The organism is Geobacillus sp. C56-T3 (assembly GCF_000092445.1).
Taxonomy (GTDB): Bacteria; Bacillota; Bacilli; order Bacillales; family Anoxybacillaceae; genus Geobacillus; species Geobacillus thermoleovorans.
In genome coordinates this window covers 1,646,492-1,659,554 of record NC_014206.1, presented here as the reverse complement: position 1 = coordinate 1,659,554, position 13,063 = coordinate 1,646,492, and the positions used below count along the sequence as shown (strand labels likewise).

General features: G+C 51.6%; 11 protein-coding genes. All 11 read right to left on the bottom strand.

All coding sequences use genetic code 11. The annotated features are described in order from the left end of the window. Positions 1 to 5 precede the first annotated feature (5 nt). The 11 genes from GC56T3_RS08335 to GC56T3_RS08285 all read right to left on the bottom strand — a co-directional run bounded on the left by GC56T3_RS08335 (position 6) and on the right by GC56T3_RS08285 (position 13,042). Positions 6 to 1,616 carry a sensor histidine kinase gene (locus tag GC56T3_RS08335; protein ID WP_013145123.1) on the bottom strand — a complete coding sequence of 537 codons (1,611 nt, stop codon included), beginning with the start codon at positions 1,614 to 1,616 and terminating at the stop codon, positions 6 to 8. Positions 1,617 to 1,688: 72 nt separating this feature from the next. Further along, a complete protein-coding gene (locus GC56T3_RS08330; RefSeq protein WP_013145122.1) occupies positions 1,689 to 3,215 on the bottom strand; it encodes a tripartite tricarboxylate transporter permease in 1,527 nt (508 codons plus the stop codon). Positions 3,216 to 3,228: 13 nt separating this feature from the next. Beyond that, complete coding sequence (locus tag GC56T3_RS08325; RefSeq protein ID WP_013145121.1) at positions 3,229 to 3,684, bottom strand: tripartite tricarboxylate transporter TctB family protein; 456 nt, start codon at positions 3,682 to 3,684, stop codon at positions 3,229 to 3,231. A 54-nt stretch (positions 3,685 to 3,738) separates the two neighbouring features. Beyond that, positions 3,739 to 4,782, bottom strand: coding sequence for a tripartite tricarboxylate transporter substrate binding protein (locus GC56T3_RS08320; protein ID WP_013145120.1), 1,044 nt, complete (start codon positions 4,780 to 4,782; stop codon positions 3,739 to 3,741). 368 nt (positions 4,783 to 5,150) lie between these two features. After that, positions 5,151 to 6,047, bottom strand: coding sequence for an Rpn family recombination-promoting nuclease/putative transposase (locus GC56T3_RS08315; RefSeq protein ID WP_013145119.1), 897 nt, complete (start codon positions 6,045 to 6,047; stop codon positions 5,151 to 5,153). Positions 6,048 to 6,648: 601 nt separating this feature from the next. Further along, entirely contained in the window at positions 6,649 to 7,809 is a 1,161-nt protein-coding gene (locus GC56T3_RS08310) for a mannitol-1-phosphate 5-dehydrogenase (RefSeq protein WP_013145118.1), read from the bottom strand. Then, positions 7,809 to 8,252, bottom strand: a complete 444-nt coding sequence (locus GC56T3_RS08305; protein ID WP_013145117.1) for a PTS sugar transporter subunit IIA — start codon at positions 8,250 to 8,252, stop codon at positions 7,809 to 7,811. The genes GC56T3_RS08310 and GC56T3_RS08305 overlap by 1 nt, the downstream gene beginning before the upstream one ends. Before the next feature lie 5 nt (positions 8,253 to 8,257). Further along, complete coding sequence (locus tag GC56T3_RS08300; protein WP_013145116.1) at positions 8,258 to 10,348, bottom strand: BglG family transcription antiterminator; 2,091 nt, start codon at positions 10,346 to 10,348, stop codon at positions 8,258 to 8,260. A gap of 311 nt (positions 10,349 to 10,659) precedes the next feature. Then, a complete protein-coding gene (locus GC56T3_RS08295; RefSeq protein ID WP_013145115.1) occupies positions 10,660 to 12,108 on the bottom strand; it encodes a PTS mannitol transporter subunit IICB in 1,449 nt (482 codons plus the stop codon). Positions 12,109 to 12,249: 141 nt separating this feature from the next. Next, positions 12,250 to 12,753, bottom strand: a complete 504-nt coding sequence (locus GC56T3_RS08290; RefSeq protein ID WP_013145114.1) for a DUF3368 domain-containing protein — start codon at positions 12,751 to 12,753, stop codon at positions 12,250 to 12,252. Next, positions 12,746 to 13,042: a UPF0175 family protein gene (locus GC56T3_RS08285; protein ID WP_227456709.1), complete on the bottom strand. Its 297-nt coding sequence runs from the start codon at positions 13,040 to 13,042 to the stop codon at positions 12,746 to 12,748. Before GC56T3_RS08285 ends, GC56T3_RS08290 begins: the two co-directional genes overlap by 8 nt. Positions 13,043 to 13,063: the final 21 nt, after the last annotated feature.

The window sequence follows — 13,063 nt, the reverse complement described above, 5'->3', positions numbered from 1 at the left end:
TCCTTCTAGCCTTTGCGGCACTGCCGACCGACATGGGCCGGTCGCTTTGGGATCATGATGGTAAATACCGTGCCTGCTCCTTGCTCAGATCGATACATCATTTGCCCCTCGAGCATTGTCAACGCCCGGTTCACTAGATCAAGCCCATACCCTCGTCCTCCGGCCGCCTTCGTTGAAAAGCCGCGGTCGTAGATCCGTTCCGCTACAACTGGGTCAATGCCTAATCCGTTATCCTCGACCTCAATAATCAAATCATCGCCGAGGTCAGTCAAAAAAATGGTCACCCGTTTCTCTTCCTTTTCGTTATGAAGGACCGCTTCCATGGCATTATCTACTACATTTCCAATAATGGTTACCAGATGGTCCCGGTCCATCCATGGAGGCACATCACGGAAACTGCTTTCCCGATCAATCTCAAACACAATTTTCAGCTCGTTGGCGCGATTGAACTTGCCGATCAGCAGCCCGCCGATGATCGGATCGGGAATTTCCTTCATCACAAACCGGACGATGTTTTGTTGCAAGTCGGTTTCTTTGGCGATCAGTTCAAGCGCTTCCTCATACGATTCCAGTTGAATCAGACCGGAGATCAAATACAGCTTATTGGAAAACTCGTGCGTTTGTGCGCGCAAAGCATCGGCATAACTTCGCAGCTGTGACAGCTCTTTTGTCAGGCGATACAGTTCTGATTTATTGCGAAACGTCGACACCGCTCCGATCACGCCGCCCGTTTTATCTTTAATCGGGATGCGATTGGCAATAACCGTTTCTTCACCTAGCACCATTTCATCATCAAATTCCGCCTGCCCCGTCCGAATGACTTCAGGCAGCCTCGAGTGGGGAATAAGCTGTAAGATCGGCATTCCTAGTACATCGCGTTCGTTCTCATACCCAAGCAGCTTCAACGCGGTTTGATTGACCATTGTAATCGTTCCCTCTTGATTGATGGCCACAATTCCTTCGCGAATCGCTTCTAAAATCGCCTGCTTTTCTTGGTAGAGCAAACCGATTTCTTCCGGTTCAAGACCATGAATCGATTTTTTCACCGTGCTGGCGATCGCCATTGCACCCACCGCTCCGAGAAAGAGGGCAAAAACGGAGAAGAGAAACATCTTCATACGATACGACCATACTGTACGCTGAATATCCTCTAGCAAAAAACCAACCGAAACAATGCCGATCACATGTCCGTTTTCATCCAAAACCGGCGCTTTTCCCCGAATCGCCGGGCCAAGCGAACCGACCGCCTCGGAAATAATCGCTTTGCCTTTCAGCACTTCGCCGTTGTCGCCCCCTACCATATGCTTTCCAATCCGATCTGGCAGTGGGTGAGCGTAGCGGATTCCCTCATGGTTGCCAATCACTACATATTCCGCCCCTGTCTTTTGGCGAATATGTTCGGCAAACGGCTGCAAGCGCACTGACGGATTCGGGTCGCGGAACGCCTCGCGCACGAGCGGAGTGGACGCGACGGTTTCCGCCACATTCAGCGCTCGCATGCCGATTTGTTGTTTGAGCGTCGTCGCAAACATATGCTGAAACAAAAACGTTAAAACCACGATCACAAGCAGCAGCAATGAACAAATAATGACCATTAACCGTGTCTGAAGCTTCATAGGGCTCGCTCCCCAAACAGAAAATAAAGAAAGACAGTCCGCCTGTTAGACGGAACGTCTTTCTTTCTATTATTACATATCTTCGTTGATGACGACCGATTTTCCTCTTAACTTCATAACCAACGGCACGGCAATCCATAAAAAGGCAATGACCAACAAGACAAGCGAAATCGGCTTTTCAACGAAAACGAGATAGTCCCCGTTTGATGCCGTCAACGCCCGGCGCATATTGTTTTCGATCATCGGCCCCAACACAAGCCCTAGTACAAGAGGCGCAAGCGGATAGTCGTGTTCCGCAAGCCAATAGCCGAGCAAGCCAAATGCCAACAGCAGAAACACATCAAACGTCGTCACTTGCACGGCATACACGCCAAAGACGGAAATGGCAATAATGAGCGGCAACAAATACTTCGTCGGCGTTTGGATGATTTTCGCAAATAGTTTCACAAGCGGCATGTTGAGAATTAACAACATCACATTTCCAATGAACATGCTCGCAATCAATCCCCAGGCGACGGCCGGATGTTCATCAAATAGCAGCGGACCTGGCTGGACGTTGTACATAATGAGCGCTCCCATCAAAATAGCCGTCGTTCCCGATCCCGGGATGCCCAGCGTTAAAAGCGGGATCATCGCGCCTCCAGACGCGCCGTTGTTCGCCGACTCGGGCGCCGCGACGCCGGCGATCGTTCCTTGCCCGAACTTTTCTGGATGTTTGCTGATTTTCTTTTCAAGAATATAGGAGAAAAACGAGGCCAACGTCGCACCGGCCCCCGGCAGCACGCCGATGAAAAACCCGAGCAGCGACCCGCGGGCGATCGGTCCGGCGCTTTCCCTCAAGTCCGCTTTCGTTGGCAACACGCGGCCAATTTTCGCGATTTCCCCACTGTTCATTTCGTTGTGGAGAATGGACTTGAAAACTTCCCCCAACGCAAACAATCCGACCGCTACGGTTAAAAACTCAAGCCCCCCATACAAATAGGAAATATCGTACGTGAAGCGTGCGACACCAGAGACGTTGTCGAGCCCGATCGTGGAAAGCAACAAGCCGAACACCGTCATGATCCACGCTTTCGTCATCGATTTGCCGGCAAGGCCGCTCACCGCGGCGAGCCCCAGCAGCATAAGCGAAAAGTATTCCGCCGGGCCAAACTTGAGCGCCACATTGGAAAGTGGTTCTGCCAGCAGCACAAGCCCAAGCAAAGCCACAATCCCCGCCACAAACGAACCGATCGCCGCAATGGCGAGCGCCGCTCCGGCCCGACCTTGCCGCGCCATTTGGTAGCCGTCCAGCGTCGTGACAACAGACGATGATTCCCCGGGCGTGTTTAACAAAATTGACGTCGTCGAACCGCCGTACATCGCCCCGTAATAGACACCGGCCAACAAAATGATCGAACTGGCGGCCGCCTGCTCGGGACTCAAGCCCGATGTCATCGACGCCGTCACCGGAATGAGCAGCGCCACCCCGCTCATCGGCCCGATCCCAGGGAGCACCCCAACCGCCGTGCCGATCAACACCCCGATAAAGGCAAACAGCAAGTTATGGGGCTGAAGCGCCGTCTGAAATCCATCAAGCAAAAACGATAGTGTGCTCATGATGCCCCTCCTTTCATTGGAACCAAATCGGCCAGCTTGGCAACGTTCCTTGCAGCAGCTTCACATAAAGGCCATATACGCCAAGCGAAAAGCCAGCCGCAATGGCGATCGACTTCCATAGCGCCCCTTTTTCCATCGTTTGAAAGCCGATCACAAGAAACAGAAACGTCGTGATCACATATCCAACCGTTTCAAGCAACGCCGCATAGAAAACAGCGGCAATGAAAATGATGAGAAACTTTTTGTACTGCCGCGGCGGCTTCTCTCCCGCAGCGTCCGAATAACTTCTTGTCTCAAACAGCAGTTTGATGCTTAAGAAAACCAACACAAGTCCAAGCAAAAACGGAAACACGTTTGGCCCGACAGCGCTGCCGTAGGCGCTTTTCGATAGGCGCAAGCTCTCGGCCATAAACAGCGCCCCGACGGCCAGAAATGCCGCCGCCGCGATCCGGTCAGCCGTTTTGTTCATGGCTCTGCCTCCTGTTCTTTACGAAAAAGGGGAAGAATGTTCTTCCCCCTCGTTTTATTTATGCATACCAAGCGACTTCAGAAGGTCGCCGATTTGCTGCTCTTGCTCTTTCAAAAATTTCGTAAACTCTTCGGAATTGCGGTACTCTGCTTCCCAACCTTGCTTTTGCAGCTCTTCTTTCCATTTTTCATGCTCAGACAGCTTTTTCAATGTCTCTTCCCAAAACGCTTTTGCTTCCGAAGACATTTCCTTCGGCCCAAACACGCCGCGCCAAATCGTAAACTCGGCATCAAGGCCAAGCTCTTTCATCGTCGGCACGTCTTTCAGCACTCCGCCGAGGCGTTCCGGAGCGGAAACCGCCAACACCCGCACTTTGCCAGCTTTCAAATACTCCCCAACCGAAGACGCATCCGTCGCAATCACATCCGCATTGCCGCCGCCAAGCAGCGCCGCCATTGCTTCCCCGCCGCCATCGTACGAAACATACTTGACTGATTTTGGATCGATGCCCGACTTATAGATCGGCAAAATCGCGACTAAATGATCCATCGAACCTGGCGCCGATCCCCCGGCTACCGTGACCGATTTCGGGTCCTGTTTAATGGCATCAAGCAGTTGGGTCAACGACTGAAATTTGGAATCCGCTTTGACGACAATCGCGCCGAAGTCTTTTGTCAACTGGGCGAGCGGTGTCGTGTCTTTGTAGCCGAACGGGCTGTTCCCTTCTTTTTTCAGGTTGTTAATAATGATCGGCGGTGAATTGACGAACAGTTTATAATCGTTTTTCACATCTTGAGTGGCGTACTCGGCCATAAAGACCGCCCCGCCGCCGCCCGGTTTGTTTTCAACCGTCATGGTCTGTTTGACAAGCCCCGTCTCATCGAGCACTTTCGTAATCGCGCGGGCCGTTAAATCCCAGCCGCCGCCTGCCCCAGACGGAGCGACAATCGTAATCGGCTTTGTCGGATAGTTTGAGGCCGATGAGCCAGAGTTCGAACCGGACGATTTCGATCCTGATGCATCGTTGCCGCTGCAGGCTGCCAATGCCAGTGTCATCATCCCGGCGGCGAGCAATCCCCACCATTTTGTTTTCTTCATTCTCCCTTGCCCCCTTGTTTTTTTTGATAACGTTTTCAACAACAACCTTACCATGACGCAGAATGGGCGTGAAGTTTTTGAAAATAAAATGAATTTTGTGCATTTTGTTCATGGACGTATAATCAACATGACCTGATATGGCCAATCCCCCCAGCAGAACGCTGGAGTCTCATAGCAAAAAAAGACCGCCAGCCTTCAAGGCCGACGGTACATAAAACGTTGGTACGGTACATACTTTCTGACTTTCGTTCCTCATCTTAATGTGACAAGACTATCATCCGTTCCACTTGCGAATCAACTATTTCATCTGCCTCTTTTGTCGTCGCCAACCGTCTTCGTTAGATGGCCGCCTCTTGTGTTCGATTTCCCTACTCTTCAAGCAATTCCCGAACATCTTCCTCTGGAAGATCCACCAACCTAGCAATGTCTTCCGCCTTCATTCCTTTGCGCGCCATGTTGCGGATCAGTTGTTTCATTCCTTGTTTCATTCCCTGTTTGATCCCTTGTTCAATCCCGCGTTTAACCCCTTCTTCCAACCCCTGTTTTCTTCCCCTTTGCTCATAGGAAATGATCAGCTCCAACATTTTCTCTTTTTCTGTCGTTTCCATCTCCTTCACCTCTCTTTGCAGTTGTTGTTCTTCCTCCTCCGACAGCTTCACATACGTTTCAAAAAAGCCCAACAAGAGCCGTTGCCTCGCTTCATCCAGCTCCAATCGCACCAACATGCGCAAAAACTCTTTTTTCAACACAATTTTCTCACTTTCAGTATACCCCATTTTGCCAAGGAGGGCAGCCGCGATCGGATTGTCATGCCGGATATAGTCTCTCCAATGTTTCTTGCGCAGCTCCACGGGGAAAAAGCGAAACTGCAGCACGTCGCCAAAGGGAAACTCGATTGAGAACACGAACGGTTCCTCGCGGAGGGTGTCATGGCTGAAGACAGCGATCGGAACGATGCGGGTGCGGTATTTTTCAAACAAACGGCTGAAATAGATAAACATGCGCTCTGGAAACGATGGTTGCACGTAGCTTTGATTCTCCACATGAACGATGATCAGCCCATCCTCCCCTTTCAGCTTCGTCTCGACTAATAGATCGACGCGGTATTTTTCACCTGCCGTGACATCGGTAAACAGTTCTTCGGACAGAAAGGACAAATGGCTGAAATCAATGTGTTCGTGCATGTCGGGAAAAAAGAGGAGAAGAAACTCTTCGAAGAACGTTTGGATCAGTTCTTTAAACAACCGGTCGTGGTCAATAGCCATTCCATCACCCCTCTTTGAACGTGTTCAATTCTATCCATTCGCAAGCAGGGGGTGAAAATCCTGCATCGGGGACAGAAAAAGTTGTACCGTACTGTATATGTTTATTGCAAAATAAAAATGCAGAGATCTGCAGAGAATTTGGCTTAGGCCAACTTTACATGGAGAGGGGGGCGTGATAGCCTTTTTAGGCATAGCCAGCCCTTGATATTGCTGGCTTCCTGGCTTTTTCATCACGCCCCCAGAGGCTCCATGTCAAGTTGTAATTCTCTGCACTTTTCGTTGCGAAACTCTGTATTTTTTCTTTGCAGAAAACACTGTATAGCGCTTCAGTCTCCCACAGGTACGATAAAAACGTATTCCTGTACCACGTGATTTAACTGTTGAAAAGATGTTTCAATCCCTCATAGGTACGATAAAAACCCCAAACCATGCGCATAAAATCAAGCTTTTCCCCTTTTGGCTGTTTTCAGAATATCACGTTTCAAAAATTCTGTCAATACTGCTGAGCCGTGTTGGTTGTAGGATTTTGACGCAAAAAAACATTGTCGTCGATCCTCCGGGATTTTTGCACGATTGGAGGTCGACGACATTTGAAAGGCGGTCAGCTTTTGTTTTTCTCCATTCTCCCGTACTCTTCCTTCACCGCCGCTATGAGTGGATGGCCGCGATCAAGCCCCGCGTATTGCCAAAGCGCTTCTTCAACCCCACGTTGTTTGAGCGTTTGCTGGAGGGCGGCAGCTTCTGCATCGCTCGCATCATCAAAGCGCAACAGCGCGGCAATTCCTTTAACGAGCCCGAACGGCACCCTTTCGAATAAAGCATAATATTGCGTCGCCGGAGCGACGAGGCGGTCATTCGGCCCGAGCTTGCGGATCGGCGAGCGGGCGACGCGGAGGATGTCGTCGGACAGCGACGGATTCATGAAACGCCCGATCGTCGTGTCGATATACGCACGGTGCTCGTTTGCATCCCAACCGTGCTTTTTCACTAAGACCGCTCCCGACTCGCTGAGCGCTTGCTCGACATTCCATCGAATATCTTCATCGTTCATCGCTTCCTGGACGGTTTCGTAGTTTCGCAGATACCCTAAGTAAGCGGCCAACGCATGGCCGGTGTTGACGGTAAATAGCTTTCGTTCAATATACGGCCCTAAGTCAGCGACAAAATGCGCTCCTTGAATCGGCGGAACAGTGCCGATGACGTTTCGCGCCTCAATCGCCCATTCGAAAAACGGTTCCACCGTGACGGCGAGTGGATCATCATTCGTCTGATTCGGCACGATGCGGTCGACCGCGCAGTTGAGAAAGCCGACATGTTTGCTCGCCAACTGTTGTTCGGCCTCGGAAAGGTGGGCAAGGATGTGCTGTTTCAACGCCTCTGTGCCGGCGATCATGTTTTCACACGCGATGACGTGAAGCGGCTTTTGTTGGATGGCGAACCGCCGCTGGAGCCCTGCAGCAACAACGGGAGCGATCGCTGGCAAAATAGGCGGGCCGACGGCGGTTGTCACCAAATCAGCGTCTGCGATCGCCTCGATGACCTTCTCCCGCTCCGTTTGGCTGTTCAGGGCCGAAACGCCGCGCACCCATTGTTCTTCGCGCCGCTCGCCGGCGACAATGACGCGATACTCCCCCCGCTCTTTCAGCAAACGGACGATTTGTTCATTGACATCGACGAACACGACGTCATATCCCGACGCCGCCAGCAGACTGCCGATAAAGCCGCGGCCGATGTTGCCGGCGCCAAAGTGGACGGCCCGCATCAGCCGTTCACCTCATGGAGCAGCGCAAGAATTTCTTCTTCTGTTTTGGCGTTCGCCATCGCTTCTACATGATCCGCTTCCGCGCAAACAAGCGCGAGTTGAGAGAGGATGTCTAAATGTTCCCCATCTTTGCCAGCAATGCCGATCACGATCGTGGCCATGTTGCCGCCGCCAAAATCGACGCCGCCTGGAACTTGCACGATCGAAATGCCGGACTGTTTCACAAGCGCTTTGGCCGCTTCCGTTCCGTGCGGAATGGCGACGTTGTTGCCGATATACGTTGATGTCAGTTCTTCCCGTTCAAGCATCGCATCAACATATGCCGGGGCGACATATCCTTGCTTGACCAACACCTCGCCGGCGAGGCGGATCGCCTCTTCTTTCGTTTTTGGTTGCGCATTGAGCACAATGTTTTCTTTGTTTAAAATCGAATGGGTCAACATCCGTTTCACTCCTTCATCGATATCCAATAATCATCGAAAAATTGTTCCAAATGACCGCTAATAAGCGAATACACTTCGTCTTCGCCGCCATAAGCCAACGTGGCCGCGCTTTGCTCGTCCTTTACGAGCAACGTGCTCACATGGCTTAATACTGAAAGCATCTCTTCATCCGCATCAGCAAGGCCGAGAAGCAACACGACCGTGTTGATCTCCATCGGCTCCCCGTCCATCCCCGCCACCGTTTGCGGCGAATCAAGCCGGTACAGCGTCAGCGATGGGCGAAGGACAGCGAAGCTTCGGGCGTGGTAGAGCGCCAGCGTCGTGCCAGGGACGCCAAGCCCGCCAAGCGACTCGCGGCGCCGCAGCTCCTCGATGACGACATCGGCATCGACAATGACGCCGTTTCGTTCGAGTCGGCGGCACGCGTCCGTCAATATTTCATGAACAGAGCGCCTCTTGACCACCTCGAGGGAAAAACCGTCCAAAATGTGGACGATCGTCTCGCTGATGCGCCGAACCGCCTTCATCGTGTCGAGCGCTGGCCTGTTTCGCCGTGCGGTTGACTCTTTCCTCATCCGCTTTTCAGCGGCCGATTTTCGCTCTAAACACTCGCGAATCTTCCGCGCTTCCTCCTCGGTCAGCATCGGGCTGACGACGATATGCGGCCCATACTCCTCGGGAAGCGGCACGGTCGAGATGACGAGATCGTACGCGCTGACATCTTTTCCCCTCCATTCAAACGCGGAAGCTTGTTCCAGCGAAACAATGTCCGGAATCTCTTTTTTCAGCCTCGTCGCTAACATTTTCGCCGTCCCAAGCCCGCTCGAACAAATGACTAACACCCGCCAGCCTTTTTTCTCCCGCATGAGCGCGGCCGCAAAATGGAGCACCAAATAGCCAATCTCCTCATCCGGGACCGGAATGTCGCCAAACAGCTGCCGCGCCCCATCTGCGACAATGGCGAACAGCTCCGCATAGTCTTGTTTGATTTGATCAAGCAGCGGATTGGCGACCCCCATTCCGTGTTCGAGGCGATACAGAGCCGGCTTTAAATGGACGACAAGGTCTTCGTATAACGTACGGTCGGTGGATAAATCAACGCCGAGCTTATCACTGACAAAGCGGATGAGTTGTTGCGCCTTCATGACGACGGCCAAGCTTGGCTCTTCCATCATTGCTCCTTGACGGCTGCGCCATTTCGCTCCCATCAAGTGCATCGTCATATAGCCGACTTCTTCGTTTGGAATGTCAATGCCAAAGGCCCTTTCTAACGATTCGGCGAGTACGCGAGCGATTTCGTACTCTTTTGTCGCTTGAAGCGCCTGCAAATCCCGCGGATCGAAGTGGATCGCTTCTCCCCGCTTGATGCGCTCCATGGCGAGCGCCAAATGGACGACGAAGGCGATGTACGAGCTGTCGGCCATCGTAAACGGAAGCTTTTCTTTCACTTGCTCGATTTGCTGCTCAATGATGGAGAGCTTTTTTCTGTCCACAAGCCCGAGCAGCTTCTCCGCCACGGTGTCAAGCGGAGCATCAGCCCGTTTTTGGATCGTCTCTTTCATCAATGCCAAAAATTCGTGTTCATCAACATGGCGGAACAACAAGTCGCTCATCAAGCGCCGTTTCGCTGATTCCGAACCGGCAAGCTCGACCCCATATCCGCGCTTGCGGATGAGCGAAAGCCCGTACGCTTCTACCGTTTGTTCCACTTTATCCAAATCAAGGCTGACCGTCGCCACCGTCACATTCAAATCGGTCGCCAGTGAGACGAGCTTCACTGGCTCGTTGGCTTCCAACAGCGCAATGAAAATCATGAGCTGCCGCTCTTCGGGAGTGTATTCATGATGAGAAAGGCGAAACAGCTCTGCGGCCAACGCCTGCTTGTTTTCCTCTTCCCCGACGAGGCGGATGCCGACTCCTGCTCTTTTCGCGAGCTTAAGCCCATAGCGGCGGAAGACCGATTCCAAACCTTGCAAATCACGATGAACCGTGCGGGCGCTGACATTCAGTTCCTCCGCCAATTCGCCGACTGTTATGTCCCTATCGTCCGTCAACAACCGTTCAAGCAACTTCCGCTCCCGTGCCGATACGTACATCGCCGTTCACCTCCCATCACGGAACAGCATTGTTGACATTTTTGAAATAAATCTTTGCCTCTTCCATCCTTATTGTAAGGGATTTTTTCTTGATTTGACAATGAATAGATGTTTCGTTTTCGTCATTGTTATTGTTGACAGATTTTAATTTTGCATGTATTTTTCTCTTTCGTCGTTTGACGAAGTTCACCGCGGTCGGGCACATCCATGCGGATGGGAGCGGAGGAAAGTGCCCCTAGCCGTCGAGGTAAACGCGAAATCACAAAGCAAAACGCAGGGGGAACGCCATTTCCCCTGCGTCTCATGCCGATTTACGCGTTCTTTTTCAATTGCTCGATCAATTCATCGTATTTCGGGCTGTTTAAGAAGTTTTCGACCGATACATGGTACGCATTTGGCAACTTCGCCTTCGCCCGGTCGGTCAAGTTTTGATGGGTGACGACGATGTCGGCGTCGGCCGGAAGCTGGTTGATCGCTGTATTCGTCACTTCGATATCGAGCCCGGCCTTTTGTACTTTGTTGCGCAAAATCGATGCTCCCATCGCGCTCGAGCCCATTCCCGCATCACACGCGAACACAATTTTCTTCACGCGGCCAGGAACCGCTTGGGCCACAGCTGCCGAAGCGGCTTCTTTCTGTTGCAACGCGGCAGCCACTTGGCTCTTTTTTCCTTTCAGCTGTTCCATTTTTTCCGTTGCTTTCGTCAACTCTTCTTCCTCTTCGGATTGTTTCGCCGCTTTTAAGAAAATCGAAGCGACGAGGAACGACACCGCTGCGGCGACGAACACGCCGGCTAGCACGCCGAAGTAATTCCCTTTCGGCGTCATCGCGAGCAAAGCGAAAATGCTTCCCGGCGACGGCACTGCCACCAGCCCGGCGTTGAGGATGGTAAACGTGAACACGCCGCTCACGCCGCCCGCTATGGCTGCCAAAATCAAAATCGGTCGCATGAGAATGTACGGGAAGTAAATTTCATGAATCCCGCCAAGGAAGTGGATAATGACTGCCCCCGGCGCCGATTGTTTCGCCATCCCCTTGCCAAACAGCCAATACGCCAGCAAAATCCCCAACCCTGGACCAGGGTTCGTTTCCAGCAAGAACAAAATCGATTTCCCGGTTTTCGCCGCTTGTTCGACGCCAAGCGGGCTTAAAATTCCATGGTTGATCGCATTGTTCAAGAACAGCACTTTCCCCGGCTCGATGAACAAGTTCGCCAGCGGCAACAAGTGCCAATCAATGATTTTTTCCACTCCTGCCGCTAACGTTTTACTGATCACAGAAATGACCGGGCCGACTCCTTTAAAGGCGAGCAGCGTCAACACGCCGCCGACGATCCCGGCCGAAAAGTTGTTGACAAGCATCTCAAATCCTTGCTTGACTTTCCCTTGGAACAATCCATCCACTTTTTTGATCGCATAACCGCCAAGCGGCCCCATGATCATCGCGCCTAAAAACATCGGGATTTCCGAACCAACGATGACCCCCATCGTCGCCGTCGCCCCGACGACGCCGCCGCGGACGTCGTACACCATTTTGCCGCCCGTATAGCCAATCAACAGCGGCAGCAAATACGTAATCATCGGCCCGACGAGCTTCGCAAACGCCTCATTCGGCAGCCAGCCGGTCGGGATAAATAGGGCGGTAATCAACCCCCAGGCGATAAACGCCCCGATATTCGGCATAATCATGCCGCTCAAATACCCGCCAAACCGCTGAATCTTCACACGGAATCCTGTTTCATTTCCGGTTGTATGCGTCATAAAGCTGTTCCTCCTTTTCTGCTTGACTGTACCTTTATCTTAAAACGCTTACAACCGGCCTTCAATGATAAGTAAACGCGATTTTGTCAAGGGGGTTGTTGACAGGGGTTAAAAAAGAAAAGCCCCGCGCGGCGGGCGGGGTTACGGCGTTTCTTCTGCTAATGACAACGCCTCTCGATAGAGACGTTGGGAGAGATAAAATCCATTTTCAAGCAAAGTGTCTAACAGCGGCTTGACTTCCGCTATTTTCCTGTTTTTCTTTCCCAGAATCAAAACTCCGATTGTACCGATAGGCCGTAAAAGGAATTGTTTCGACAATGATCTGGCAGCATGCTCATCCATCACAACGACTTGAGCACCAAGTTCTTTCGCTCCAATAATAACTTCTAACTCCCCGGCATGGAATTTTCCATATAAACTTTCAACAAGGCTGCGATTTTTTACATGGTATAGCCTAAACACCCCCTCGCTGACCAATCGTTTGAGCTCCTCTTTTCCATAATGGCGTGGGGCATGGTGATGAACAATTTCTTGATAGACAGCTTCCGGAACATATACTTCATCAAATAGTTCAGACAAAAGAGTCAATTGACCAACGATCGACAGACCTATAATCGGTGTAGAATTGACCGTAACCCTACTCATTGTGATCCCTATTTTCTTTGCTCAATTTTTGCACCGTGTCCCAATCATCTTTGATGTGTTCCTCCGTATATTCCATCCAAGGAATCGCCTTCGAACGCAATACATCGATAAATTCCCCTAAGGATTTTTCTGCCAATTCAGCCGCTTTCGCCAGCGTCACCTGTTTTCCAACAAACAAACCAATTGCCAATGAAAGCTTTATTTTTGCCTCAACTGTGTTGCCTTCCAATTCATTAATGGCGGGCAAAAACTCTTTCGGCAAGTTCACCTGAAAGTAGTCCATGGCCATTGAACTCACACCCTTTTTTAT

What these genes read in the sequence shown, in the direction of transcription:
- GC56T3_RS08335 (WP_013145123.1), bottom strand. Translation starts at nt 1,616, where the DNA reads ATGAAGCTTCAGACACGGTTAATGGTCATTATTTGTTCATTGCTGCTG.
- GC56T3_RS08330 (WP_013145122.1), bottom strand. Translation starts at nt 3,215, where the DNA reads ATGAGCACACTATCGTTTTTGCTTGATGGATTTCAGACGGCGCTTCAG.
- GC56T3_RS08325 (WP_013145121.1), bottom strand. Translation starts at nt 3,684, where the DNA reads ATGAACAAAACGGCTGACCGGATCGCGGCGGCGGCATTTCTGGCCGTC.
- GC56T3_RS08320 (WP_013145120.1), bottom strand. Translation starts at nt 4,782, where the DNA reads ATGAAGAAAACAAAATGGTGGGGATTGCTCGCCGCCGGGATGATGACA.
- GC56T3_RS08315 (WP_013145119.1), bottom strand. Translation starts at nt 6,047, where the DNA reads ATGGCTATTGACCACGACCGGTTGTTTAAAGAACTGATCCAAACGTTC.
- GC56T3_RS08310 (WP_013145118.1), bottom strand. Translation starts at nt 7,809, where the DNA reads ATGCGGGCCGTCCACTTTGGCGCCGGCAACATCGGCCGCGGCTTTATC.
- GC56T3_RS08305 (WP_013145117.1), bottom strand. Translation starts at nt 8,252, where the DNA reads ATGTTGACCCATTCGATTTTAAACAAAGAAAACATTGTGCTCAATGCG.
- GC56T3_RS08300 (WP_013145116.1), bottom strand. Translation starts at nt 10,348, where the DNA reads ATGTACGTATCGGCACGGGAGCGGAAGTTGCTTGAACGGTTGTTGACG.
- GC56T3_RS08295 (WP_013145115.1), bottom strand. Translation starts at nt 12,108, where the DNA reads ATGACGCATACAACCGGAAATGAAACAGGATTCCGTGTGAAGATTCAG.
- GC56T3_RS08290 (WP_013145114.1), bottom strand. Translation starts at nt 12,753, where the DNA reads ATGAGTAGGGTTACGGTCAATTCTACACCGATTATAGGTCTGTCGATC.
- GC56T3_RS08285 (WP_227456709.1), bottom strand. Translation starts at nt 13,042, where the DNA reads ATGGCCATGGACTACTTTCAGGTGAACTTGCCGAAAGAGTTTTTGCCC.